General features: G+C 59.7%; 23 protein-coding genes. 7 read left to right on the top strand and 16 right to left on the bottom strand.

Annotated features, from left to right (window positions below; translation table 11 throughout):
* Nucleotides 1-248: 248 nt before the first annotated feature.
* The 4 genes from ACCD00_RS17350 to ACCD00_RS17335 are packed head-to-tail and all read right to left on the bottom strand — an operon-like array spanning nt 249 to nt 2,983.
* On the bottom strand, nt 249-1,547 hold the full coding sequence (locus tag ACCD00_RS17350) for an NAD(P)/FAD-dependent oxidoreductase (protein WP_413426347.1): 1,299 nt from the start codon (nt 1,545-1,547) through the stop codon (nt 249-251).
* A 60-nt stretch (nt 1,548-1,607) separates the two neighbouring features.
* Nucleotides 1,608-1,781: a DUF3094 domain-containing protein gene (locus ACCD00_RS17345; protein WP_413426345.1), complete on the bottom strand. Its 174-nt coding sequence runs from the start codon at nt 1,779-1,781 to the stop codon at nt 1,608-1,610.
* Between the two features lie 51 nt (nt 1,782-1,832).
* Entirely contained in the window at nt 1,833-2,360 is a 528-nt protein-coding gene (locus ACCD00_RS17340; RefSeq protein ID WP_413426343.1) for an MOSC domain-containing protein, read from the bottom strand.
* Complete coding sequence (locus ACCD00_RS17335) at nt 2,357-2,983, bottom strand: DUF1780 domain-containing protein (RefSeq protein ID WP_057400461.1); 627 nt, start codon at nt 2,981-2,983, stop codon at nt 2,357-2,359. Before ACCD00_RS17335 ends, ACCD00_RS17340 begins: the two co-directional genes overlap by 4 nt.
* 219 nt (nt 2,984-3,202) lie before the next feature.
* Here ACCD00_RS17335 and ACCD00_RS17330 point away from each other — a divergent pair, with 219 nt between their 5' ends.
* The 3 genes from ACCD00_RS17330 to ACCD00_RS17320 are packed head-to-tail and all read left to right on the top strand — an operon-like array spanning nt 3,203 to nt 7,055.
* A complete protein-coding gene (locus ACCD00_RS17330) occupies nt 3,203-4,546 on the top strand; it encodes an aromatic acid/H+ symport family MFS transporter (protein WP_413426341.1) in 1,344 nt (447 codons plus the stop codon).
* A 3-nt stretch (nt 4,547-4,549) separates the two neighbouring features.
* Nucleotides 4,550-5,770: a benzoate/H(+) symporter BenE family transporter gene (locus ACCD00_RS17325; RefSeq protein WP_413426339.1), complete on the top strand. Its 1,221-nt coding sequence runs from the start codon at nt 4,550-4,552 to the stop codon at nt 5,768-5,770.
* A 16-nt stretch (nt 5,771-5,786) separates the two neighbouring features.
* Nucleotides 5,787-7,055, top strand: a complete 1,269-nt coding sequence (locus tag ACCD00_RS17320; RefSeq protein WP_413426337.1) for an OprD family porin — start codon at nt 5,787-5,789, stop codon at nt 7,053-7,055.
* A 9-nt stretch (nt 7,056-7,064) separates the two neighbouring features.
* Here ACCD00_RS17320 and ACCD00_RS17315 read toward each other — a convergent pair whose 3' ends face one another.
* Nucleotides 7,065-7,307, bottom strand: a complete 243-nt coding sequence (locus tag ACCD00_RS17315; protein ID WP_413426335.1) for a DUF2790 domain-containing protein — start codon at nt 7,305-7,307, stop codon at nt 7,065-7,067.
* Nucleotides 7,308-7,428: 121 nt separating this feature from the next.
* On the opposite strand from ACCD00_RS17315, the gene ACCD00_RS17310 reads away from it, so the two are divergent.
* Together ACCD00_RS17310 and ACCD00_RS17305 are read left to right on the top strand one after the other, a co-directional pair.
* Complete coding sequence (locus ACCD00_RS17310; protein ID WP_413426333.1) at nt 7,429-8,361, top strand: LysR family transcriptional regulator; 933 nt, start codon at nt 7,429-7,431, stop codon at nt 8,359-8,361.
* 128 nt (nt 8,362-8,489) lie between these two features.
* Nucleotides 8,490-9,179 (top strand): energy-coupling factor ABC transporter permease, encoded by a 690-nt coding sequence (locus ACCD00_RS17305; protein WP_413426331.1) that lies wholly within the window; start codon nt 8,490-8,492, stop codon nt 9,177-9,179.
* Nucleotides 9,180-9,214: 35 nt separating this feature from the next.
* On the opposite strand, the gene yacG is transcribed toward ACCD00_RS17305, so the two are convergent.
* From yacG to ACCD00_RS17285, 4 genes are read right to left on the bottom strand one after another with little or no spacing between them, the layout of a single operon-like run.
* A complete protein-coding gene (yacG, locus tag ACCD00_RS17300) occupies nt 9,215-9,415 on the bottom strand; it encodes a DNA gyrase inhibitor YacG (protein WP_413426329.1) in 201 nt (66 codons plus the stop codon).
* On the bottom strand, nt 9,412-10,035 hold the full coding sequence (gene coaE, locus ACCD00_RS17295; protein ID WP_413426327.1) for a dephospho-CoA kinase: 624 nt from the start codon (nt 10,033-10,035) through the stop codon (nt 9,412-9,414). The genes yacG and coaE overlap by 4 nt, the downstream gene beginning before the upstream one ends.
* Nucleotides 10,032-10,904 carry a prepilin peptidase gene (locus ACCD00_RS17290; protein WP_413426325.1) on the bottom strand — a complete coding sequence of 291 codons (873 nt, stop codon included), beginning with the start codon at nt 10,902-10,904 and terminating at the stop codon, nt 10,032-10,034. Before ACCD00_RS17290 ends, coaE begins: the two co-directional genes overlap by 4 nt.
* 1 nt (nt 10,905) lies before the next feature.
* A complete protein-coding gene (locus ACCD00_RS17285; protein ID WP_413426323.1) occupies nt 10,906-12,123 on the bottom strand; it encodes a type II secretion system F family protein in 1,218 nt (405 codons plus the stop codon).
* Nucleotides 12,124-12,350: 227 nt separating this feature from the next.
* Between ACCD00_RS17285 and ACCD00_RS17280 the strand changes: the two genes are divergently transcribed.
* Nucleotides 12,351-12,764, top strand: a complete 414-nt coding sequence (locus tag ACCD00_RS17280; RefSeq protein ID WP_413426321.1) for a pilin — start codon at nt 12,351-12,353, stop codon at nt 12,762-12,764.
* 433 nt (nt 12,765-13,197) lie between these two features.
* A complete protein-coding gene (locus tag ACCD00_RS17275; protein ID WP_413426319.1) occupies nt 13,198-13,554 on the top strand; it encodes a BON domain-containing protein in 357 nt (118 codons plus the stop codon).
* A gap of 179 nt (nt 13,555-13,733) precedes the next feature.
* Here ACCD00_RS17275 and ACCD00_RS17270 read toward each other — a convergent pair whose 3' ends face one another.
* From ACCD00_RS17270 to panD, 7 genes are all read right to left on the bottom strand, one after another.
* Nucleotides 13,734-14,030 carry a DUF2845 domain-containing protein gene (locus ACCD00_RS17270; protein WP_413426317.1) on the bottom strand — a complete coding sequence of 99 codons (297 nt, stop codon included), beginning with the start codon at nt 14,028-14,030 and terminating at the stop codon, nt 13,734-13,736.
* Nucleotides 14,030-16,987, bottom strand: a complete 2,958-nt coding sequence (locus tag ACCD00_RS17265; RefSeq protein ID WP_413426315.1) for a DUF748 domain-containing protein — start codon at nt 16,985-16,987, stop codon at nt 14,030-14,032. The genes ACCD00_RS17270 and ACCD00_RS17265 overlap by 1 nt, the downstream gene beginning before the upstream one ends.
* A 93-nt stretch (nt 16,988-17,080) precedes the next feature.
* Nucleotides 17,081-18,097, bottom strand: a complete 1,017-nt coding sequence (locus ACCD00_RS17260; protein WP_413426313.1) for a class I SAM-dependent rRNA methyltransferase — start codon at nt 18,095-18,097, stop codon at nt 17,081-17,083.
* Between the two features lie 145 nt (nt 18,098-18,242).
* Complete coding sequence (locus ACCD00_RS17255; protein ID WP_413426311.1) at nt 18,243-19,109, bottom strand: oxygenase MpaB family protein; 867 nt, start codon at nt 19,107-19,109, stop codon at nt 18,243-18,245.
* A 128-nt stretch (nt 19,110-19,237) separates the two neighbouring features.
* Nucleotides 19,238-21,175 (bottom strand): acetate--CoA ligase, encoded by a 1,938-nt coding sequence (gene acs, locus ACCD00_RS17250; protein ID WP_413426309.1) that lies wholly within the window; start codon nt 21,173-21,175, stop codon nt 19,238-19,240.
* A gap of 232 nt (nt 21,176-21,407) precedes the next feature.
* Nucleotides 21,408-23,072, bottom strand: coding sequence for a glucose-6-phosphate isomerase (gene pgi, locus ACCD00_RS17245; protein WP_223500462.1), 1,665 nt, complete (start codon nt 23,070-23,072; stop codon nt 21,408-21,410).
* A 223-nt stretch (nt 23,073-23,295) separates the two neighbouring features.
* Nucleotides 23,296-23,676 carry an aspartate 1-decarboxylase gene (gene panD, locus ACCD00_RS17240; RefSeq protein WP_003228271.1) on the bottom strand — a complete coding sequence of 127 codons (381 nt, stop codon included), beginning with the start codon at nt 23,674-23,676 and terminating at the stop codon, nt 23,296-23,298.
* Nucleotides 23,677-23,866: the final 190 nt, after the last annotated feature.

The raw sequence follows: 23,866 nt of genomic DNA, 5'->3' as shown, positions 1-23,866 counted from the left end.
GGGGTATAGCGCAGTCCGGTAGCGCGCCTGCTTTGGGAGCAGGATGTCAGGAGTTCGAATCCCCTTACCCCGACCATATTAAAAATCCTCGTATCGAAAGATACGGGGATTTTTTTTGCCTGCGAGAAACTCAGGGTGTCGCAAAACCAGTGTGGGAGCGGGCTTGCTCGCGAAAGCAGTGTGTCAGTCGACATAAATGCTGAATGACATGGCCTCTTCGCGAGCAAGCCCGCTCCCACAAGGGGGGGTTAGTGCAGCTTGAGCCTTGGCTCGGTGCCACGTCCGATCTTGCTACCGAGCATCAGCATCGCCGTGCGGAACGGTCCGTACAACGCCATCTGGTGCATGCGGTACAGCGACACGTAGAACATCCGCGCCAGCCAGCCTTCGAGCATCACGCTGCCGGTGAGGTTGCCCATCAAGTTACCCACAGCCGAAAAACGCGACAGCGAGATCAGCGAGCCGTAGTCGGTGTACTTGTACTCCGGCAGTGCCTTGCCTTCGATGCGCAGTTTCAGCGATTTGGCCAGCAACGAAGCTTGTTGGTGAGCGGCCTGGGCACGTGGCGGCACATTGCGGTCGCTGCCTGGTTGAGGGCAGGCGGCGCAGTCACCGAACGCGAAGATGTTCTCGTCGCGGGTGGTTTGCAGGGTTGGCAGCACTTGCAGCTGATTGATGCGGTTGGTTTCCAGACCATCGATGTCCTTGAGGAAGCCCGGTGCGCGAATCCCCGCGGCCCAGACTTTCAGGCTGGCCTTGATTTCGTTGCCGTCGGCGGTGATCAGGCTGTCCGCCGTCACTTCGCTGACAGCGGCATTGGTCATGACGTTGACCCCGAGTTTCTCCAGGGTTTTATGCACAGGTCCGCCAATCCGCTCTGGCAGCGCCGGCAGGACTCGTGGTCCGGCTTCGATCAGGGTGATGTGCATGTTTTCCGGCTTGATCCGGTCCAGGCCATAGGCCGCCAGTTCATGGGCGGCGTTGTGCAGCTCGGCGGCCAGCTCGACCCCGGTGGCACCGGCACCGACGATGGCCACACTGATTTGCTCGACCGTGTCGGTCTGACCGGCGTGAGCCCGCAGGTAGTGGTTGAGCAGTTGCTGGTGGAAACGCTCGGCCTGTTTTCGGGTGTCGAGGAACAGGCAGTGTTGTGCGGCGCCCTGGGTACCGAAATCGTTGGTGGTGCTGCCGACGGAGATTACCAGCGAGTCGTAAGGCACTTCGCGGGCTGGCACCAGTTCCATACCGGTTTCGTCATAGGTGGCGGCCAGCTGGATTTTTTTCTTCGCGCGATCGAGTCCGCTCATGCGCCCCAGCTGGAACTCGAAGTGGTTCCATTTGGCCTGGGCGACATAGTTGAGTTCGTCTTCGGAAGAGTTCAGGGAACCGGCCGCCACTTCGTGCAACAACGGTTTCCAGATGTGGGTCAGGTTCGCGTCGACCAGCATCACACTGGCCGTGCCACGCTTGCCCAGAGTCTTACCCAGACGGGTAGCCAACTCCAGACCGCCGGCGCCGCCGCCAACGATGACAATACGATGAGTCATGGGGATATCTCGCAAGGCTAAAAGAAATCGGTGCAATTACCCGAGCGAGCGCAAGGCAGCTCATAGCGTCAGGTAACTGATAAGGCGGCTCAACAGGCCCAGACCAATGGTCACTGCCAATACCAGTACAAGGAGCATCCACGGCCGGAAAGGCCGGCGCTCGACTTGGTGCTGGGACAACAGCAGGTACTCTTCGACATGCTTTTGGTCGTCGGGGTTCAGGCGGCTGGTCATAAAGGCCTCGTCAGGTAGACGTAGCTAAATGTGTAGAAGCTACAGGCTGATTTAACGAACGTTGAACGGAGCATAGCCGCTGTCCGCAAGGGGCTCGACGCTCACCGTATCGTCCAGGCGAATGATTCCACTTTGTAACACTCGGGCAGTGATTCCGCCATGTCCGCGCACGGCCTGAAAGGTGCCGATGCCCAGGTTGCTTTCAAGACGCGCGCAGGGCTGGCACCAGCCGGTGGTTTCGAACGTTGCCTGGCCAATCCGGAAGCGGCGGCCCTTGAGGCTGAACAGATTGATGCCACTGATAACGAGATTGCGCCGTAGATCTTCAGGCCTGACCGGATGATCGTGCGCACGCCCCATCAACGAACTGATCACCGCCAGGTGCTCCCACTGAATCAGCGTGACCTGCCGCGCATTGCGCACGCCGGGGCGGGCGTGGTCGCCGGTCAGGCCGGCCTCGAGGCGCGCTTCCACGGCCTCGAGTGCAAGCATCGGCGAATGTGATTGCGGGCGCACGCCGATCCAGCGTACGCGTCCTTGTTGCGGCACCTCGGCGATCAGTTCCTGCAACGGGCTCACAGGCTGATCCCGACGTCAAAAACAATGCTGCGCCCCAGGTTGCTGCGCAAGAAGTCCGGGGCATCCGGGTGAGCGAACAGAACGCGGGCAAATGTCGGCCCGACCAATGACAGCGAGCGCCAGCCCTGGCGCAGGTATTCGGTCGGCGGCGGGAAATGGCTGTTGAGATCCAGCACTTCGCGTTTGAGGCTGGCGAAGGCAATGATGTCCAGTTCACCCAGATCCATGCCGCGTTCTTTGTAGTTGTGCGCTTTTTTGCGCAAGGTCGGCGCCAATCGCAGCAAGAATTCGTTGGCGGGGATGCGTCGTGGCTTGGCCTCGCGGCGCACCAGTTGGCTCAGGGAAAACGCGCTGCGCCGGCGTTGCAGTTCGTCGCGCCATTCATCGTTGAGGCGCCGGCCTTCGTCGAGCACGAAGAACACCTCGAAACTGGCATCGCGAAACAACACATCCGGTGGCTCCCCGGCGGGGGTGAATTCATCGGCACGATAGGGAATGTTCAAGCCTTGCAGCAGGCGCTGGCAAACCCAACGCTCACGCTCCCATTTGCGGGCGTTGGACAGGAACGCGTTGGCTTGCTCGGCCGCGATGGTCAGCAGGCGTAAATAATCTGAGTCATCCATAGGCCCAAGCTTAGCGTTCAAATGTGATCGCAAAGAAGACAATTTGTCGGAGAGGCTCTTAGCCTTCCGTTCCCATGCCCGTTCCAGGGCCCTGCACAAAACGGATAGTGATCTGCGCTCACTGGCTATTGCCACGTATCGGGCGGCTCTACCCTCGGCTGTACGGACGTAAGCCGTGTTACCGCCGCTCTAAAAAAACAACAACAAGAGATATATGCCATGCGCAAGATCGACGTACATGAGGTTATCGACAACGCTCGCTTCAACCGCTTTCACTGGATGGTGCTGTTCTGGTGTGCCCTGATCATCATCTTTGACGGTTACGATCTGGTGATCTACGGCGTGGTCTTGCCGATGCTGATGAAAGAGTGGGGGCTCAGTCCTTTGCAAGCCGGTGCACTGGGCAGCTATGCACTGTTCGGCATGATGTTCGGCGCGCTGTTCTTTGGCCCGTTGTCGGACAGGATCGGCCGCAAGAAGGCCATCACGATCTGCGTGATGCTCTTCAGTGGCTTCACCGTGCTCAATGGTTTCGCACGAAACCCCACCGAGTTCGGCCTCTGTCGCTTCATTGCCGGGCTCGGCATTGGCGGTGTGATGCCTAACGTCGTGGCACTGATGAACGAGTACGCGCCGAAAAAAATCCGCAGCACGCTGGTCGCGATCATGTTCAGCGGTTACTCGGTGGGCGGCATGCTGTCCGCCGGACTGGGCATTGTGCTGATCCCGGGTTTCGGCTGGCAGTCGGTGTTTTACGTGGCGGTCCTGCCGTTGCTGTTGTTGCCGCTGATCATGTATTTCCTGCCCGAATCGGTGGGCTTCATGTTGCGTCAGGGGCGTAATGAAGAGGCGCGCAATATTCTTGAGCGGATTGATCCGGCCTACGTCGCGCAAACGTCTGACCAATTGCACATGGCCGAAGTGAAAGGCTCGGGCACTCCTGTGTTGCAGTTGTTCCGTGAAGGCCGTGCGCTACGCACGCTGATGCTGTGGCTGGCGTTTTTCTGCTGCCTGTTGATGGTGTACGCGCTGAGTTCCTGGCTGCCAAAACTGATGGCCAACGCCGGTTACAGCCTGGGCTCGAGCCTGTCGTTCCTGCTGGTGTTGAACTTCGGGGCGATCTTCGGCGCGGTCGGTGGCGGGGTGCTGGGCGACAAACTCAATCTGCCGAAAGTGCTGGCGGTGTTTTTCGCCATGGCGGCGGTGTCGATCACTCTGCTGGGCTTCAACAGCCCGATGCCGGTGTTGTACCTGCTGATCGCCGTTGCGGGTGCCACCACCATTGGCTCGCAGATTCTTTTGTACGCCTGCGCCGCGCAGTTTTACTCCATGACGATTCGCTCTACCGGTCTGGGCTGGGCGTCGGGCATTGGGCGCAACGGGGCCATCGTCGGTCCGCTGCTGGGTGGTGCATTGCTCGGGATCAGCTTGCCCCTGCAACTGAACTTCATGGCGTTTGCCTTGCCTGGCGCGGTGGCGGCCCTGGCCATGACCGTGTTCGCCGTCAGCAGCCGACGCAGCGCTGCTGGCGTCAGCCCAGCGTTGTCAACGACCGGTGCCTGAATCATGAAAGCGTTTTTCCAGGACTTCTCGTTGTCAGCCGCCGTGGCCGGATTCATTGCCACGGTGATTTCCTATGCCGGCCCGCTGGTGATCATCTTTCAGGCGGCAGAAGCGGCACATCTTTCGCGGGAAGTGCTGTCGTCCTGGATCTGGGCGATCTCCATTGGCAGCGCTGTGCTCGGTATCGCTTTGAGCCTGCGCTACCGCGTTCCGGTGATCATCGCCTGGTCGGCGCCGGGCTCGGCGTTGCTGGTGACGCTGTTGCCGGAAATTTCCATGGCAGAGGCGGTGGGGGCTTATCTGGTCAGCAGCCTGATCATTTTCGTGGTCGGCATCTCGGGCGCTTTCGACCGGATCATCGACAAGCTGCCCGCAGCCATCGCGGCGGCGATGCTGGCGGGGATCCTGTTCAGTTTCGGCACCGGGTTGTTTGTGTCGATGCAGCACAAGCCGTTGCTGGTCCTGGCGATGTTTGCCTGCTACCTGATCTGCAAGCGTGCGATGCCGCGTTATGCGGTGATGATGGTGCTGCTGGTGGGTTGTTCGATTGCCGCGTTCACCGGTGAATTGCATCGTGAAGCACTGGTGATCGGCCTGGCCACGCCGGTGTGGATCACGCCCGAGTTCAGCCTGGGCGCGATCCTGAACATCGCCTTGCCGCTGGTGATGGTGGCGCTGACCGGTCAGTTCGTGCCCGGCATGGCGGTGCTGCGCGCCAGTGGGTATCCAGTGCCGGCGAGCCCGATCATCGCCAGCAGTGCGCTGGGCACGGCACTGTTGGCGCCGTTTGGTTGCCATGGACTGAATCTGGCGGCGATAACCGCGGCGATCTGCACCGGTCGCGAATCCCACGAAGATCCTCGCAAACGCTACGTGGCCGGGGTCGTCGGCGGCCTGTGCTACCTGATGCTGGGGATCTTCGGCGCCACGTTGGTCTCGCTGTTTTCAGCGTTCCCCAAAGAGTTGATCGCGGCGCTGGCCGGGCTGGCCTTGTTCGCCGCCATAGCCGGAGCATTGACGGGAGCGATGGCGGTGCCGAGCGATCGCGAAGCCGCGCTGGTGACCTTTCTGGTCACGGCTTCGGGCATGTCGTTGTTCGGGTTGTCCGCGGCGTTCTGGGGGCTGATTTTCGGCATGGTCACCCATGTGCTGTTGAGCGCCCGTCGTTCCGTTTCCCGTCGCAAATCCACTGCAACTGAAGCCCTTCATCCAGTCGATCAATAACAATAAGAGAAAAACGATGAAACAGATTCTCCCAACAACCGGTTCGGCGTTGTCCCTAGCTGTCGTCTCGGGTTTTTCCACAGGCACGATGGCCGCTGAAAAAGGCTTTATCGAAGACACCACCGCGACGTTGCAGGCGCGCAATTACTACTTCAGCCGTGACTATTCCGACATCGTCGGCGCGAACCGGCAATCGAAGGCCGAAGAGTGGGCCCAGGGTTTCATCCTCAACGTGAAGTCCGGATACACCCAGGGCACCGTCGGGTTTGGGGTGGATGTCATCGGCCTGCTCGGCCTCAAGCTCGACAGCGCTCCGGACCGGACCAATACCGGTTTGCTGCCGGTGCAGGATGACGGCCGCGCGCCGAACGACTACAGCCGCCTGGAGGGCGCGTTGAAGATGCGCTACTCCAGAACCGAGCTGAAAGTCGGTGAGCTGCAGCCCAATCTGCCGGTGTTGGCATTCAGCGATATTCGCCTGCTGCCACCGAGTTATCAGGGCGCAAGCATCACCTCCAACGAGATCAATGGCCTGACGGTGCAGGGTGGTCACTTGAGTTCAACCAGCCTGCGCAACGAAGCCGGCGACGAAAAGATGCAAGCGATGCTGGGTCACGTGCCGCAGCGTCAGGTCAGCAGTGACGGTTTCAATTTTGCCGGCGCTGATTATGCGTTCAATGACAAGCGCAGCTCGGTCAGCGCCTGGTACGGGCAACTGGAAGATATCTACAACCAGCGTTTTCTGGGTTTAAAACACAGTGAGCCAGTGGGCAACTGGATCCTTGGCGCCAACCTCGGTTACTACGATTCGCGCGAGGACGGCAAAAAACTGCTGGGCAATATCGACAACCAGGCGTTCTTCTCGTTGCTGTCGGCCAAGCGTGGCGGCCATACGTTTTACGTCGGCTATCAGGGCATGTTCGGCGACAGTGCATTTCCACGGGTATTTGCCAACATCTCGCCTCTGGGCAACGAAGTGCCGACCTATGAGTTCGCCTTCACCGATGAACGATCCTGGCAGGCGCGCTACGACTACGACTTCGCAGCGCTAGGCGTACCGGGGCTGACCAGTACCGTGCGCTATATCAGCGGCAACAATGTTGATACCGGAAAGGGTTTCGAAGGCAAGGATCGCGAGCGTGACCTGGACATCGGCTATGTGTTGCAGAGCGGCAGCTTCAAAGGTCTGGGCATTCGCGTGCGCAATGCGATGGCGCGTTCCAACTACCGCAGTGACATCGACGAGAACCGCTTGATCCTCAGCTACACGTGGACCTTGCTGTGAGCCCATCGATCACAGGTTGCTGGTGCAATCACCCATGACGTCGTAGGTCACGCGGTGGGTCTGGCCCTGATGATCGACATACACCATGGTCGCCGGTACGACCCCGCACGCGGTCGCGGTGTCCGACACAGAAACCACGCTGGCGATGTCCAGTGGCTGCGCCGGGTTGTACAGGACCGCGAGGGGCTCGTTGTCGGCGGCCATGGCCGAGGTGGCGATGACGGTCAGCAACAGGCTGATCAACGTTTTCATGTTGGCGTGCTCCGTGTCGGTTCTGATGTCTGAATTTTAGTCTTTGCCACCGACGGATAAAGGGGCGAACGGCGGATGCAGCCTTACATAAAACGTAACAGTCATCGCCCGAGGAGGGCTTATGGACGTGCTTAACAACTTGCGTGTGTTCATCCGGGTGGTGGACTGCGCCAGTTTCACCGGGGCTGCCGATGCGCTGGATCTGTCGACCGCGCAGGTATCCCGATTGGTGGCGGATCTGGAGGAACATGTACAGGCGCGTCTGCTGCAACGCACCACGCGGCGCTTGAGCCTGACCGATGCCGGCGAACGCTTCCTGCTGCGCAGCCGGCAAATCGTCGAAGCCATGGATGAGGCGACGGCTGAGGCTCGTGGCGCTCATATCAATCCGGCCGGGCGCCTGCGGGTGCACAGCATGAACGGCCTGGGTGTGCTGCTCACGCCGTTGATCGCCCGCTACAGCGAGCTTTATCCCGATGTGGTGTTCGAGCTGACCTTGTCGCAGCGCAATCCCGATCCGCTGGAGGAGGGGCACGATGTGGTGATTTCGATAGCTCCGGAACTTGCCGACTCGCAAATGGTTGCGCAGGCCGTCGGGCAAATCTACAGCGTACCCTGTGCCTCCCCGGACTATCTGCACCACCGGGGCGTGCCGCAGCATCCGCAGGCGCTGAGCGATCATCAATGCCTGCGCATGCTCGACCCGTTGTACAGCGATCAATGGCTTTTCCAGGACGAGCACGGCGAGCACGCCGTCAGCCCGGCCAAGACCTTTCAGTGCAATGTTGCCGAGTCGATGGTCAAGGCTTCGGAGGCGAGCATGGGCATCAGCCTGCTGCCGTTCTACACCGCGACGGGGCCCTTGAGCGACGGTACTTTGCTGCGCGTGCTACCTGCATGGCGCCTGCGCGAACGCCATGTGTATGCGCTGTATCCTTCGCGACGCTTTCTCGATGCCAAGGTGCGCACCTGGGTGGACTTTCTCAAGTCTGAACTGCCGAAGCTGTTCGCCGAGCATGACTCGGTGATGAACGATCCGCGGCATTGGGCTTGAAGTCGAAGGGCCTGCGAGCGGCGGTGTAGACTGAGTGTCTGTTGTCTTTCGCCAAGGAGTCGCGCGTAGATATGCACACCAGGGTCAGCGGGCATCGTGCCATGGCGCACACGGGAGTGTGTTGAACCATGATCGGTGCGCAGTTGCTGTCATCGGAAACCCTTGCGGCCGGCTGGCTGATCTATGTGCCGGTGTTGGTCTGGGCGGTTTGTCGTGCGCCGTGGGTTGAACTGTTCACCGACAGCCGTCGTCAGCATCTGCTGTTTGGAACGGTGTTTGCGCTGTTTCTGCTGTGGCTGGTGCGGCAGGATTTCGATACCGGCGTGTCTTATCACCTCATCGGCATGACAGCGGTGACGCTACTGCTGGACTGGCCGCTGGCGCTGGTCGGCGGGTTGGTTGCCCAAACGGGGCTGGTGTTGCTCGGTCGACAGGATTTGGCGGCGGTCGGGGTCAATGGTGCGCTGTTGATTGCGCTGCCGGTGCTGGTCACCGAGTGCTGCGCCATTCTGGTGGAGCGTGCGCAGCCACGAAATCTATTCGTGTATATCTTCGTTTCCGGATTCTTTGCCGCCGCGCTGTCGGCGTTGCTGTGTCTGCTGCTGGGACTGTGGTTGCTGTGGTTCGATGAGCGTTTCGAAATGCCATATTGGCTCGAGGACTTTGTCGGTTACCTGTGGCTGATCATTTTTCCCGAGGCGTTTATCAACGGCATGATCGTCAGTGCGCTGGTGGTGTTTTGTCCGGAGTGGCTTGAGACGTTCAACCGCACACGCTACCTCTCGGCTCCCTGGAAGGACGACGATCCCAAGTCCTGATCCCCATCAAAACCTGGAATCGCCCACTCGAAGGATCAGTGACGCGGGTCGAAATCACCGCTGAACAACTCGTCCTCGGCATCGGGAGCCACTGGAATCTTGTGTTCTTCGGACGCCCAGGCGCCCAGGTCGATCAGTTTGCAGCGGTCGGAGCAAAATGGCCGGAATTTGCTCTCTGCGCTCCATTCCACGGGGGCGCCACAGGTTGGGCATTCGACGGTTGTTGGTTGGCTCATGACTGGCCTCCACGCAAAGTAAGATAAAAGTGATGCAGGCGTTCGACCTCGCTGTGCAGCCAGGCAAGGTCGCGGTCATTGATCACGACGTCGTCGGCATGGCTCACGCGATCCTGGCGGCTGGCCTGGGCCTTGAGGATTGCCTGGACTTGCTGTTCGCTGGTCTGGTCACGTTGCAAGGTGCGTTCAACCTGCAATTGTTCCGGGGCATCGATCACCAGCACGCGTTGGGTCATGGTGTATTGCCCGGACTCGATCAGCAGTGGCGAAACCAGAATCGCATAAGGCGATTTTGCCAGCGCCAGGTGGTGAGCGATTTCCTCGCCGATCAGTGGATGCAGGAGGGCCTCCAGCCAGCGGCGTTCTTCAGGCACTTCGAAGATCAATTTGCGCAGCGCTGCGCGGTCCAGTTGTCCGTCGCTCTGCAACACGCCGGGGCCGAAGTGCCCGGCGATCAGTGCCAGTGCCGGGCGGCCAGGCTCAACGACCCAGCGAGCGGCATGATCGGCGTCGACCACATGCACACCCAGATCGATGAAGTGCTGGGCGGCCGCGCTCTTGCCACTGCCGATGCCGCCGGTCAGGCCGAGAATCCAGGGTTTTTCCACAGGGCTATTCATTTCAAACCGACAAACTGCCAATAGAGGTCGGTTATTTGACCACCCCAGAGCAACGCAATCCAGCCGGCAATGGCCAGATAGGGACCGAAAGGGATCGGCGTCGAGGTTTTTGCATTGCGCCAGCGCAGCAGCATCATCCCGATAATGGCACCCACCAGCGAGGACAGCAGGATAGTCAGTGGCAAAATCTGCCAGCCACCCCAGGCTCCCAGCATCGCCAGCAGCTTGAAATCACCGTAGCCCATGCCGTCCTTGCCCGTGATCAGCTTGAACAGCCAGAACACCGCCCACAGCACGCTGTAGCCGGCTATTGCACCCCAAAGCGCCTCGTGTAACGACACGAACAGGCCGAAACTGTTGACGATCAACCCCAGCCATATCAACGGCAGCACCAGTACGTCCGGCAATATCTGATGTTCGGCGTCGATCAGGCTCATCGCCAGTAACCCCCAACTCAGGATCAGCATCAGGCAGGCTGGCCAACCGAAGCCGAAATGCCAGGCCACAAACGCCGACAGCGCACCACAGGCCAGTTCGATCAACGGATAGCGCGGGCTGATCGCTGCTGCGCAGGCTGAACAGCGCCCGCGCAACAACACATAACTGAGCAGCGGAATGTTTTCCCAGGCGCGGATCCGGTGACCGCAATGCGGGCACTGGGAATGGGGCAGCAGCAGGTTGTAGGTCGGCACCGGCGTTTCGCCGGGCAGCCCGAGAATGTCATGGGCCTGCACACGCCACTCGCGTTCGAGCATTTTCGGCAGGCGCCAGATCACCACATTGAGGAAACTGCCGACCAGCAGGCCGGTGATTCCCGCGAGAAGGACAAAGGCCAGCGGATAGTGAATCAGGATTTCATTCAAGGGCATGTCAGATCGCTGAGCCGAGTTGGAAAATGGGCAGGTACATGGCAACTACCAGTCCACCGACGATAACACCCAGCACCACCATGATGAACGGCTCCATCAGGCTGGTGAGGTTATCGACCATGTTATCGACGTCGTTTTCGTAGAAATCCGCGACTTTTTCGAGCATACCGTCCAGGGCGCCGGACTCTTCGCCGATGGCGGTCATCTGTATGGCCATGTTCGGAAACACGCCAGAGGTACGCATGGCGAAATTCAATTGCATGCCGGTTGAAACGTCTTGCCGGATGCGCAACACGGCGCGCTTGAACACGATATTGCCGGTCGCACCGGCCACTGATTCCAGGGCCTCCAGCAGTGGCACGCCGGCAGCGAATGTAGTCGACAGTGTACGGGCGAACCGGGCCACGGCGGACTTGTAAGTCAACGTGCCCACCAGCGGCAGTTTCAGCAGCCAGGTGTCCATCCGGTCGCGAAAGGCCGGGGATGTCCTGAGGGCGTGACGCACACCGAAGGCCATTGCGATCAGCGCGCCAAGGACCGTCCACCACCAGGCCTGCATGAATTGCGACAAGCCAATGACCATCACGGTGAAGGCCGGCAGTTCGGCGCCAAAGCTTTTGAACACCGATTCGAACTGCGGTACGACGTTGACCAGCAGAATCCCGGTGACAATCGCCGCGACGAACACCACCACCAGCGGGTAGGTCATGGCTTTCCTGATCCTGGCCTTGAGGCTTTCGCTTTTTTCCTTATAGGTCGCGACCCGCTCCAAAAGGGTGTCGAGGGCTCCGGCCTGCTCGCCGGCATCCACCAGGTTGCAATACAGTTCATCGAAATACCGGGGCTGCTTGCGCAGGGCGGTGGCGAAACTGTTGCCGGCCGCGACTTCCTGTTTCAGTTCGTCCACCAGCTGGCGCATGGCCGGATTGTCGAAGCCTTCGCCGATGATGTCGAACGACTGTAACAAGGGCACGCCGGCCCTCATCATCGTTGCCATTTGCCGGGTGAACAGGGCAATGTCCTGGGCCTTGATGCGCTTGCCCATGTTGAAAACCGCTTGGTTTTTCTTGCGAACCTTGCCCGGATTGATGCCTTGTTTGCGCAGTTTCGCCTTGAGCAGTGCCGGGTTTTGAGCGCTGAGCTCACCGGTTACCTTTGTGCCTTTGCGGTCGATGCCTTCCCATGCGTACACGCTGATTTTCGCTGCCTTGACCGCCATGTTCAGTCCTGGGTAATCCGCTTGAGTTGCTCTTATAGCCTAGTCAATCAACGGAGCCAAACCAGCAAGGGTGAGGTGACAAAAAACGTCAGATAGTACTGATCCTCGTCGTATGGAAGGACTTTGCCGCCGCCACGACCCCAGTCAACAGGGGGCTTTTGCCTTGGCACAGGCTGTGCTGCCAAGGGGCAGGTCATGAGCTTTCGACTCATGCATGGAGCCTGTATATGAATCAAAAAGGTTTTACCCTGATCGAGTTGCTCGTCGTGGTGGCGATCATCGGGATCCTGGCAACACTGGGTCTGCCGATGTATTCCAAATACCAGGCTCGGGCCAAAGTCACGGCGGCGCTGGCCGAACTGACTGCGATGAAAGTGCCGTTCGAGGATGTGATCAATCAGGGGGACACCCCGACAATTGCCAACGTGGCGCCCGCCGGCGCGTCATCGACTACCCACTGCGCCCTGGCGGTGACTGCTTCGACTCCGGAGGGGGCGGGATCGATCGTTTGTACATTGCAGAATGCCCCGGGGGTGGTCCTGGGCAAAACCGTTGTCCTGACACGGGATGAAACCAAAGGCTGGTCGTGTAAAAGCACCGTATCCCGGGATTACTTGCCGAAAGGGTGTTCCGCGACATGAATCGCTGAATCAAGTCCTGCCATTGCGGTGGTACTGTTCAGTCAAGGATTCTGTAGGAGCGAGCTTGCTCGCGATGGACTCAAGAGCGCTGCGTTCAGTCAGTAAACACGCGGCATCGTTAACGACCATCGCGAGCAAGCTCGCTCCTACAGCGGATCATTACCGCCATTGCGGGGTTCGACCCCTCGTCAAAAGCTTCAGAGAAAGCGTAGAAATTCAGGATCTTAGGAACTTTCCACAAACCCGCAACTTGCACGCAGCGTTTCGGCGTCTCGTGCATTTTGCATGATTCCGAAAAACGGCTAACTTTGTAAGTGATTGATCTATAAGGGTTTGTTATCTATTTCAAAATTGGCACAGCGTTCGCAATACCCTTGGTAACCCTGCCGACATGACACCCGGCAGACTTTTCAGAAAAACAGGAGTTACTCGTATGAAGAAGTTCGCTATCGCTGCCGCTACTGCTACCGTGCTGACTCTGACCATGGCAAATGCGGCATTCGCCCAGACCACTCAAGCCACCCAGTCTCCAATGACCCTGGCGGCGGGTGAAATGACCAAGGCTAAAGAAGCTACTTCCGATACCTGGATCACCACCAAAGTCAAAGCCGACCTGATGACCGAAAAAGGCATTCCAGGTACCGACATCAAGGTTGAAACCAACAAAGGCGTGGTATCGCTGTCGTCGACCGCTGCCGTGACCGATTCGCAAAAAGACATGGCTGTGGCCATCGCCAAGAAAATCAAAGGCGTCAAGGCAGTCTCCGCTGACGGCCTCAAAGCCGAATAAGGCAGGCTTCTCGCCTGGACCGGGAGAGGGCGCGACAGACGGGCCGAGTCATACGTCTGTTGCAACCTGAGAGTTCATGCGAGCGGCCAAACGGAGTTTGGCCACCACAGGCCCCGCGCATTTTTGCCGGGGCCTGTTTTATTTACAGCGGTGCCAATCAACGGTGGGGGCGTGCCTGATCAATTGCCGCGTTTGCTGGTGATCTGTTTCAGCCGATTACCTTCGAACCGCAAGTATTGATACATGCCGCCATTCGGTCCGTAGGTCCATTCCTCGACCTGAAACTCCTCGCGCCGGTCTGCACTGCGTTTGTAACCCAGCAAGTCGCGACTGACCGGCTCACCGCATTTCTGCAGAACCTCACTCGAACGATCACCGACGCTGATCAATTGGCTGCCACAGCGCAGGGTATCGGCTGCCCAGGCCTGACTGGCGGCTAGTGCCAGAATCAGGCCTTTCAGCATCTGTCGAATCATCACTCGGCATCCAGATGCATCGGTGTCACCACACGGCCGTCACTTTCTGCCTCGCCCAGATTGGCGTCGATGAAATACACCCGGTCATCTTCCAGCTGGGCCTTGTCGACCAGGTAATCCTTGATGCTGCTGGCGCGCTCCTGGCCCAGTTGGCGCAACAGCACGTCGCTGGAGCTCCAGAACTTGATCACCTCAGCACGCATTTTCGCGGTGCGCTCTTCCTTGCCCAGGTCTTTCCATTCGGCAGGGGGCTGGGTTTTCAGGCGGGTGCGGTAGATACCTTCGAGCAGCGGGCCTTTTTCCCCGTCCGGCACTTCCAGCAACGAAGCCTGGGCCGGGACCTTGTCACCGCGGCGCTGGAGCATTTTGTAGTAGTTGTACTGATACTCACGTTCCAGGCGTTGTTCGGCGATCAACGGGCCATCGCTGCTCTGGGCGGCGGTGCCTTCGATTTCCAGGCGCAGGGCCGGGCGTTCCTTGAGGGCCTTGGACAGTTTGTCCAAAGCGCCTTCGGCGTCCTTGCTCAGGTCGCTGGAACCCGCTGCGAACGACACACTGCCCAGATCTTCCGCGCCCCCACCGCTGACCAGCCCGCCAATGAGCTTGAACGGTGCTGCCGCCGCTTTGACGATCAGGTTGCGCAGGGTCTGCCAGATAATCGGCATGACACTGAACTGGGGGTTGTTCAGGTCGCCGGTCACCGGCAATTCGATGGAGATCTTGCCGTCGACGTCCTTGAGCAAGGCAATGGCCAGTTTCAGCGGCAGGCTCACGGCATCCGGGCTGTCGACTTTTTCACCCAGTTGCAGTTGTTCGACCACTACTTTGTTTTCAGCTTTGAGTTGGCCCTTGGTGATCTGGTAGTGCAGGTCGAGATTGAGCCGGCCCTTGCGGATACGGTAGCCGGCGAACTTGCCGGAGTAGGGCGTCAGTGTGGTCAGTTCCACGCGCTTGAAGCTGGTGGCGATGTCGAGGCTGGCCATCGGGTCGAACGGATTGACGGCGCCCTTGATGGTCACCGGCGCATAGCGATCGACCTTGCCCTTGACGTCGACAGCGGCCGGTTTCGGCTGGCGGCTGTCGATGGTGCCGATCTGCCCGTTGAGTTGCTGGATGGCGGTGGCGAAGTTCGGGGTCAGGCTGAAGTCGGCGAAGTTGGCCGATCCATCATTGATGAAAATGCCGCCAATGTGGATGCCCAACGGTTTTTCGTTGCTGGCCGGTTTGTTCGCTGCCGGTTTTGCCCCGGAGTCCGCCGGCTGCGGAATCAGCAGATCATCGATGTTGGTGGTGCGATCATCGTTGATCATGAAACGCGCATAGGGCTGGAACAGGTTGATCCTGTCGATCGAAAGGCTGTCCCCGTGCTGATAGTTCAGGCCTTCGACAACGACTTGTTGCCACTTGAGGAAGTCGCGGGTTTTCAGGGTGTCCAGGGTATGCAACTGATCGACCTGGGCGCGGCCGGTGATGCCGAAGGCCAGGGGCTCGGTGCTTTTCAGGTTGACTGCCAGATCACTGCCGAGCATGCCGCTGCGCAGTTCAAGGCGAATGAACGGCGTGATGTAGGACTGGGCAACCCGCAGGTCGATGTCCCTGGTCTGTACCTTCAGTTGGGCGCTGACCGGGGCCAGGTTGACCTCGCCGTCGGCGATGATCTTGCCTTGTTTGCCCACGCCGGTATCAAGCTTGAGGGTAAAGGGCGAGCCGTTGAGGCTGTCGAAGTTTTGCAGGTCGAGGTTCAGCGGGCTCAGGTCAAGGGCGACGGCGGGTTGTGCCTTGCGGTCAGCCAGATGCACCCGGTAATCGCGCAACTGTACATCCTTGAGCAGCACCTGCCAGGGTTTGTCGGGCGCGGCCGGATCGGTTTTCGGTGAGTCTGCCGCCGCCGGAGTGCTGGCCGGTTCGGCATCCGCCTTGGCTTTGGCGGTGGGTTTAGACGGTTGGCTGGCGAACAGCTTCTGCCAGTCGAGTTGGCCGTCCGACTCCAGCGCGGCCCAGGTTTCCAGTTTATTGCTGCGGATCTTGCCAACCACCACTTGCTGCCTGGCCAGGTCCACGGTGGTTTCGCTGACGTCCAGCCGTTCAAGCTTCACCAGCGGCCGTCCGTCCGGGGCCTTGATGGCGAAGGGGGCAATGTTGACCGCAACATTGCTCAGCAGCAGCTCGGTGTCCTTGGACAGGTTGAGTTTGTAGTCGGTACTGATACTCATGATGCCGCTTTCGAGGTCCAGTGGCACGGCATCGCGCACATAGGGCCAGAAGGCTTTCATCTTGCCATCGGTGATTTTCAGCTTACCTTCGGAGGCGATCGGGATCAGGCTGAAGTTACCCGTCCAGTCGATCTGTCCACCGTTTGGGCCGACAGCCACCAAGGTCATGTCGGCGCTATCTTCGGGCAAGGTGCTGAGGTTGTTCAGCTCGAAATCGAGCGAGTCGTAGAGAAACTCGATGGGCTCGCTGGGGCGGGCATCTTCAAAATGCACAGCGCCGCCCGCCAGTTTGATCCGCTCGATGCGCAGCGGAAACGGCTTGGCATTCGGGTCGGTGGGTGTGGGTTCGCTCGCTGGCAGTTTGAACAGTCCAAGCAGATTGAGTTTGCCGTCCTTGCTGAACAGGATTTCGGTCTTGGGCTTGTCCAGTTCGACATCGGACAGGTGCACGGCCTTGGTCCACAGGCTGTCGAATTGCAGGTTGGCGTACAGACGTTCGAAACCGACCTGCTCCTTGCCGGGCTCACCGATATTCAAGCCCCAAAGGGTCAGTTCAAGGCTGAACGGATTGAATTCGATCCGCTGGATCGCAGCGGGGGTGGTGGCGTAGTTGGCCAGTTGCTGGTTGGCAACGCGCAACGCGATCCCCGGTAAAATCAGAAAGCCCAGCAAGCTGTAGAGGGCCAGAGCAGTCAACAAGGCGCCGAGGGCGCGAATCAATCCTTTGTACATGTGCGGCTTCATCTGTCTGGATCGGAGTGCGTTGGAGTATGGCACGCGTTTCCGGTTCCGAAGTGATTGGCCTGTTCAGTAAATTTCAGATTTTTCCTGCAGCGCTCAGAGCTGCAGAATCAGGGTTTTCAGCGGTGGTTGCTGATCCATTGACGGGAAGTCGGCGCCTGGCTTCATCACGGTCCACTCACGTACAGGTCGCCCGGCCTTCTCTGCACAGCGCAAAACCTGCTCGCGCCAGTCGTCCATGCTGACTTTCGCCAGGTTGTTGCAGCAGATCAGCACGCCGTTGTCGGCGGTGGTCAGCAGGGCTGGTTTGAGCAGGCTCTGGTAGTCGCGCAGCAGGTCGACGGTGCCGAATGCGCTCTTGGCCCAGGCCGGCGGGTCCAGCAGCACCAAATCGTACTGGCGCTGTTCCAGGCGCTGATAGCTCGGCAGTTTTTGCCCGCGGCGCTGGCTGACCGGCAGGCCGGCCAGTTGGCGAATGGCCGGGAAGTAGTCGGACTGGATAAACTCCATGGTCGGCAACTGCGGATTGAGTAAACCGTTCTCCCGACCGACCGCCAGGTTGCCTTCGGCGAAGTCCAGGTTGCACACCTCGCGCGCGCCGCCGGCGGCAGCACTGAGGCCGACGCCACAGGTGTAGGCAAACAGGTTCAGTACGCTTTTGTTTTTACTGTGATCCTTGACCCAGCCACGGGTGTTGCGCAAGTCGAGGAACAGCAGCGGGTCTTGTCCGGCATGGCGGCCACGCACCCGATAGTTCAAGCCCCATTCGTGGCCAACCAGGTCTTGCAGGGCGGCTTCGTCGGCGCGGTAGACGGTGTCTTCGCGATCGATGCGCGAGTTGCCACGGGAGCGGTCGTTGTAGACCAGCAGGGTGGCAAATCCCAGGTGTTGATTGATCGTTTCGTGCAGTTGCAGCAGCGTCTCGCGCTCCAGCGGCTGGTGGAAACTTTGCACCAGCAATTGCGGGCCGTAGCGGTCGATGGTCAGGCCACCGGCGCCTTCCTGGCTGCCGTGGAACAGGCGATAGCAATCGGTACCTTGCTGGTGCAGTTCGGCGAGCAGGTCCTGGCGTTGATCGAGGGCGGCGCGCAGCGCCTGATTCAAGGAAGACATGCTGGGCGCCTTGCAGGAGGAATTGGGCGCGGGAGTTTAACAGCTTGGAGCACAACCTGGAGCTCGCTCACGATGGTCGACAACGATAACGTGTGCTGTCTGAATGATCGCGTGTTCCAGGCGTTTTTCGCGAGCAAGCTCGCTCCTACAGGCCCATCCGGCGTTTAGCGCGTTGAACCGATCCATTACGCACCGCCCAGCGCAGCATCGGTGCGCTGCGGTTGACGCTGGCGCGGATCAGCTTGCGTTGTAGCGGGTTCTGGCTGACGCAGAGCATGTCACTGGCCCAGTCCGGCAGCAGATCGATCCCGGCCTGCATCATCAAACTGCCGAAAGGCTTGGCCAGGCGACTGGGGGACGGGGCGTTCAGCAGCAGGCGCAGGACCTCACGACTGCGTTCGTCGCACAGCAGTTGTGGACGGATGCGCTTGAGGTAGCCGGCAATTTCCCGCCGAGAACGGGGCACATCGCGGGCGCCCAGGCGTTCGGCGACCAAGGCGATTTCCGCGTAATAGCGATCCTGGTCGGCTGGTGAAAGATGCGGGTTGCGATAGCGCAAATGCGCGGCGAGGAAGTTGCTGACTTCCGCCACGTGCACCCACGTCAGCAATTCGGGATCGCTGGCGGCGTAGGGGCGTCCATCCGGCGCCGTGCCGGTAATCTGCAAATGGATGGTGCGGACTTTTTCGATCAGCCACTCGGCATCCTGTCGAGAGCCGAAGGTGGTGCCGGAGATGAACTGCCCGGTGCGGCGCAAGCGGCCGAGCATGTCTTCACGAAAATTCGAATGGTCCCAGACCCCGGCCAGTGCCAGCGGGTGCAGGGCCTGCAGCATCAGGGCGGCGATGCCACCGATCAGCATGCTGCTGAAATCACCATGGACTTGCCAGCTCACCGAATCTGGCCCGAACAGCCCGGGGTCGCCCTTGGGGTTTTCCAGGTCGAGTTTGCCCAGGGACAAACCGCTCAGGCTCATGATCTGGGTTTCGATGCGGGTGCGGATGAATTCCATGGCCACTCTGTAAATCTGTAGGAGCGAGCAAGCTCGCGATGGACGCTAACGATAACGCATGCTTCCTGAATATACGCGGCGCGTCTGAGTTCATCGCGAGCGAGCTCGCTCCTACAGGGCACAGTCCGTTATTGATTCAGACGTTTGTCGATCAGGCCCTGCACCACGCTTGGATCGGCCAGTGTCGAAGTGTCGCCCAGGCTGTCCAGCTCGTTGCAGGCAATCTTGCGCAGAATGCGCCGCATGATCTTGCCTGAGCGGGTTTTCGGCAAGGCCGGCGCCCACTGGATCAAATCCGGTTTGGCGAAACTGCCGATTTCCTGGCTGACGAGGGCCAGCAGTTGTTTCTTCAGTTCATCGTTGGTCTCGACGCCGTTCATGGGCGTGACGAAGACATAGATGCCCTGGCCCTTGATGTCGTGGGGGTAACCGACTGCAGCGGCCTCGGCGATGCTCTCGTGCAGCACCAGGGCGCTTTCCACTTCGGCAGTGCCGATACGGTGGCCGGACACGTTGATCACATCGTCGATGCGCCCGGTGATCCAGTAATCGCCATCTTCATCGCGCCGCGCGCCATCGCCGGTGAAGTAGTAACCGGGATACGGCTTGAAGTAGGTGTCGACCATGCGTTGCGGGTCGCGATAGACGCTGCGGATCTGCGCCGGCCAGCTGGACTTAATGGCGAGTACGCCGCTGCCGGCGCCTTTGATTTCCTTGCCCTGCTCGTCGAGCAGCACCGGTTGCACACCGAACATCGGATGCGTGGCGCAACCGGGTTTTATCCGCTGTGCGCTGACCAGGGGACTGAGCATGATGCCGCCGGTTTCGGTCTGCCACCAGGTATCGACGATCGGGCAGCGCTCTTCGCCGACCTCATGGAAGTACCATTCCCACGCTTCCGGGTTGATCGGCTCGCCGACGGTACCGAGCAATCTGATGCTTTGGCGCGACGTTTCCTTCAACGGCTCGGGACCTTCGCGCATCAGGGCGCGCAGGGCGGTGGGGGCGGTGTAGAAGATGTTCACCTTGTGCTTGTCGATCACTTGCCAGAAACGCGACGTGCTCGGGTAGCTCGGCACGCCTTCGAAGATCAGCGTGGTCGCACCGTTGGCCAGCGGGCCGTACACGATGTAGCTGTGGCCGGTGACCCAGCCGACATCGGCGGTGCACCAGAACACTTCGCCGTCGCGGTAATCCAGCACGTATTTGAAGGTCATCGCCGCTTGTAGCAGGTAACCGCCAGTGGTGTGCAACACGCCTTTGGGTTTGCCGGTGCTGCCTGAGGTATAGAGGATGAACAGCGGGTCTTCGGCGTCCATTGGTTCGGGCGGGCAATCGTCACTGACGTCGCGCAGCGCCTGGTGATACCAGAGGTCGCGGCCTTCAACCCAATTCACCTGGTTTTGGGTGCGCTCGACCACGATCACGCTGCTGACATCGGGACAGCTTTGCAGGGCCTTGTCGACGTTGTGTTTGAGCGGCACGAATTTACCGCCGCGCACGCCTTCGTCGGCGGTGATCACGGTGCGGCAGTCGGCATCGAGGATCCGGTCGCGCAGGGAGTCCGGGGAAAAGCCGCCGAAGACCACCGAATGCACGGCGCCGATGCGCGTACAGGCGAGCATGGCGTAGGCCGCTTCGGGGATCATCGGCATGTAGATGCACACCCGATCGCCTTTCTTCACGCCACGGCTTTTGAGCACGTTGGCCAGGCGGCAGACGTGGTGATGCAGTTTTTTGTAGGTGATTTGCGTGGATTCGGCAGGCTCGTCGCCTTCCCAGATGATGGCGACCTGATCGCCGCGTTTTTCCAGGTGACGGTCAATGCAGTTGTAGCTGACGTTCAATTGCGCTCCGGCAAACCAGCTGGCCTCACCGGTTTTCAGGTTGTAGCGCTGGACGGTGTCCCAGGGTTTGCTCCAGTCGAGAAAACGCGTGGCCTGTTCGGCCCAGAACGTACTGGGGTGTTCAACGGATTCGCGGTACAGGCGGTGGTAGTCGTCTTGACTCAATTGTGCGGCCCGGCGGACGGCATCGGCTTTGGGGAACGTGCTGATATCGAACATGACGGTTCCTTATGCTTGTTTTGCGACAAGGATAAAGATGCGCCGAGAGATCAATGGGTTCAAGTCAGATGCAAAACAACTGTGGGAGCGGGCTTGCTCGCGAAGACGGCGGTTCAGTCAACAAGGATGTTGAATGTACCGGCCTCTTCGCGAGCAAGCCCGCTCCCACACCGGATGTTTATTGCCCACAGAATTCGGGTTTGATCCAAAGTCTGCGGGCTGTGCCGTCAAATCAACCGCGGTGACGACCGCGGAAGTAGTTGATCAGCCCTTGGGTCGAGGCGTCCTCGGCCGGGGTTTCTTCGCTGCCGACCAGGCGGTTGTAGACGCCTTTGCCCAGCTCTTTGCCCAGTTCCACACCCCACTGGTCGAAGGCGTTGATGCCCCAGATCACGCTTTGCACGAAGACCTTGTGTTCGTACATCGCCACCAGAGCGCCGAGGCGACGCGGGCTGATGCGCTCGACCACCAGAGTATTGCTCGGACGGTTGCCCGGGATCACCTTGTGCGGTGCAAGCTTTTGCACTTCGGCTTCGCTCATGCCTTTGTCACGCAGCTCGGTTTCGGCCTCGGCAAGGGTCTTGCCGAGCATCAGCGCCTGGCTCTGGGACAGGCAGTTGGCGTACAGCCACTGGTGGTGGTCGGACACCGGGTTGAAGCTGACGATCGGCACGATGAAGTCGGCCGGGATCAGTTGGGTGCCCTGGTGCAGCAACTGGTGGTAGGCGTGCTGACCGTTGCAGCCAACGCCGCCCCAGATCACCGGTCCGGTGTCGGTGGACACGGGCTTGCCGTCCTGGCGCACGCTCTTGCCGTTGGATTCCATGTCCAGCTGTTGCAGGTGCTTGGTGATGTTACGCAGGTAGTGATCGTACGGCAGGATCGCATGGCTTTGCGCACCCCAGAAGTTGCCGTACCACACGCCGAGCAAGGCCAGCAGCACCGGCATGTTCTGTTCGAACGGTGCGCTCTGGAAGTGCTGGTCCATGGTGTAGGCACCGGACAGCAATTCCTTGAAGTTGGACATGCCGATGGCCAGGGCAATCGGCAAACCGATGGCCGACCACAGCGAGTAGCGCCCGCCGACCCAGTCCCACATCGGGAAGATGTTCTCTTCGCGGATGCCGAACGCCACCGCGGCGGCGTTGTTGCTCGATACCGCGATGAAGTGGCGATACAGCTCGGCTTCCGAACCACCCTGGGCCAGATACCAGGCACGGGCGGCCTGGGCGTTCTTCAGGGTTTCGAGGGTGTTGAAGGATTTCGACGAGACGATGAACAGCGTGGTCTCGGCGCGCAGCTTCATGGTCAGTTCATGGAACTCGCTGCCGTCGATGTTTGCCAGGTAATGGCAGCGCACGCCTTTCTGGGCGTAGGACAGCAAGGCTTCGGATACCAGCTCCGGGCCGAGGAAGGAGCCGCCGATGCCGATGTTGACCACGTCGGTGATTGGTTTTTCGGTGTAACCACGCCACAGACCATCGTGGATACGGCCGACGAGGTCGGTGATCTGGTTCAGTACCTTGTGCACTTCCGGCATCACGTTGACGCCATTGACCGACAGCTTGTCGCCAACCGGGCGGCGCAGGGCAGTGTGCAGGGCTGGACGGCCTTCGGAAGAGTTGACGATTTCGCCGTCGAACAACGACTTGATCGCACCCTTGAGGTCGACTTCGTTGGCCAGGCCCACCAGCAAGTTGCGGGTCTCGGCGTTGATCAGGTTTTTCGAGTAGTCGAGAAACAGGCCGCAACTGCTGAGGGTGAATTGAGTAAAACGCTGCGGATCGGCATTGAAGGCTTCGCGCATGCTGAAATCCTGCATGGCTTGGCGGTGGTCATTCAACGCTTGCCAGGCAGGCAGAGCGGTAACGTCGTGAGGAGTGCGGTAATACGCCATCGCTGCGGGTTTCCTTATTACTTGAACGGCCTTTTGAACACTAAAAATCCCGGAGCGCTGTGGGTGGGCGTTCCGGTCAACTGCGTCGACACGATTTCATGGCGCAGGGCGAATACAGTAAACCCCGCGCAATGATCTGTCTTGACTTTGTCTGACCTGTTTCCGGTACTTTTTTAACATCAAGTCAGGAATAGTCCGACAAACGGAAGAGACAGGGCTCGGATCAGGCGACCTGGACCGGAATGGCGTTGCTGGTGTGGCTCAGTTCATTGCCCGGTGCCATGTAGAGCATGCGCGGCTTGAAGTTGAGCAGTTCGGCTTCGCTGTAGTGGGCATACGCGCAGATGATCACGCGATCGCCGACCTTGGCCTTGTGCGCTGCGGCGCCATTGACCGAGATCATGCGCGAACCCTCTTCGCCACGGATGGCGTAGGTGGTGAAGCGTTCGCCGTTGTCGACGTTGTAGATCTGGATCTGTTCGTACTCGCGGATGCCGGACAGGTCCAGCCATTCACCGTCGATGGCGCAGGAGCCTTCGTAATCGAGTACAGCGTGGGTGACTTCGGCGCGATGCAGCTTGGCTTTGAGCATGATGGCGTGCATGAGTGTTTCCCAGGTCGGAATCGAACGGCGGGCAGTTTGCCCGAAGGGTTTGTGGGCGGCAATACAGTCTGTTTGGGCACAGATGCCCCTGTAGGAGAGAGCTTGCTCGCGATGGACGTTAACGATTACGCGTATTTCCTGAATGTACGCGGCGCGTCGGAGTTCATCGCGAGCAGGCTCGCTCCTACAG

This window comes from Pseudomonas sp. Pseusp3, from assembly GCF_047304225.1.
GTDB classification, from domain to species: domain Bacteria; phylum Pseudomonadota; class Gammaproteobacteria; order Pseudomonadales; family Pseudomonadaceae; genus Aquipseudomonas; species Aquipseudomonas fluorescens_CD.
Note: the sequence above shows the minus strand (reverse complement) of the source record. Positions and strands in the feature narration are given on the sequence as shown.

Coding starts and splice junctions, on each gene's coding strand:
- panD (WP_003228271.1), bottom strand. CDS start 23,676: ATGCACGCCATCATGCTCAAAGCCAAGCTGCATCGCGCCGAAGTCACC.
- acs (WP_413426309.1), bottom strand. CDS start 21,175: ATGTTCGATATCAGCACGTTCCCCAAAGCCGATGCCGTCCGCCGGGCC.
- ACCD00_RS17310 (WP_413426333.1), top strand. CDS start 7,429: ATGGACGTGCTTAACAACTTGCGTGTGTTCATCCGGGTGGTGGACTGC.
- ACCD00_RS17345 (WP_413426345.1), bottom strand. CDS start 1,781: ATGACCAGCCGCCTGAACCCCGACGACCAAAAGCATGTCGAAGAGTAC.
- ACCD00_RS17255 (WP_413426311.1), bottom strand. CDS start 19,109: ATGGAATTCATCCGCACCCGCATCGAAACCCAGATCATGAGCCTGAGC.
- coaE (WP_413426327.1), bottom strand. CDS start 10,035: ATGAATAGCCCTGTGGAAAAACCCTGGATTCTCGGCCTGACCGGCGGC.
- ACCD00_RS17270 (WP_413426317.1), bottom strand. CDS start 14,030: ATGATTCGACAGATGCTGAAAGGCCTGATTCTGGCACTAGCCGCCAGT.
- ACCD00_RS17260 (WP_413426313.1), bottom strand. CDS start 18,097: ATGTCTTCCTTGAATCAGGCGCTGCGCGCCGCCCTCGATCAACGCCAG.
- ACCD00_RS17325 (WP_413426339.1), top strand. CDS start 4,550: ATGAAAGCGTTTTTCCAGGACTTCTCGTTGTCAGCCGCCGTGGCCGGA.
- ACCD00_RS17275 (WP_413426319.1), top strand. CDS start 13,198: ATGAAGAAGTTCGCTATCGCTGCCGCTACTGCTACCGTGCTGACTCTG.
- ACCD00_RS17350 (WP_413426347.1), bottom strand. CDS start 1,547: ATGACTCATCGTATTGTCATCGTTGGCGGCGGCGCCGGCGGTCTGGAG.
- pgi (WP_223500462.1), bottom strand. CDS start 23,072: ATGGCGTATTACCGCACTCCTCACGACGTTACCGCTCTGCCTGCCTGG.
- ACCD00_RS17335 (WP_057400461.1), bottom strand. CDS start 2,983: ATGGATGACTCAGATTATTTACGCCTGCTGACCATCGCGGCCGAGCAA.
- ACCD00_RS17320 (WP_413426337.1), top strand. CDS start 5,787: ATGAAACAGATTCTCCCAACAACCGGTTCGGCGTTGTCCCTAGCTGTC.
- ACCD00_RS17330 (WP_413426341.1), top strand. CDS start 3,203: ATGCGCAAGATCGACGTACATGAGGTTATCGACAACGCTCGCTTCAAC.
- ACCD00_RS17265 (WP_413426315.1), bottom strand. CDS start 16,987: ATGAAGCCGCACATGTACAAAGGATTGATTCGCGCCCTCGGCGCCTTG.
- ACCD00_RS17315 (WP_413426335.1), bottom strand. CDS start 7,307: ATGAAAACGTTGATCAGCCTGTTGCTGACCGTCATCGCCACCTCGGCC.
- ACCD00_RS17290 (WP_413426325.1), bottom strand. CDS start 10,904: ATGCCCTTGAATGAAATCCTGATTCACTATCCGCTGGCCTTTGTCCTT.
- ACCD00_RS17305 (WP_413426331.1), top strand. CDS start 8,490: ATGATCGGTGCGCAGTTGCTGTCATCGGAAACCCTTGCGGCCGGCTGG.
- yacG (WP_413426329.1), bottom strand. CDS start 9,415: ATGAGCCAACCAACAACCGTCGAATGCCCAACCTGTGGCGCCCCCGTG.
- ACCD00_RS17280 (WP_413426321.1), top strand. CDS start 12,351: ATGAATCAAAAAGGTTTTACCCTGATCGAGTTGCTCGTCGTGGTGGCG.
- ACCD00_RS17285 (WP_413426323.1), bottom strand. CDS start 12,123: ATGGCGGTCAAGGCAGCGAAAATCAGCGTGTACGCATGGGAAGGCATC.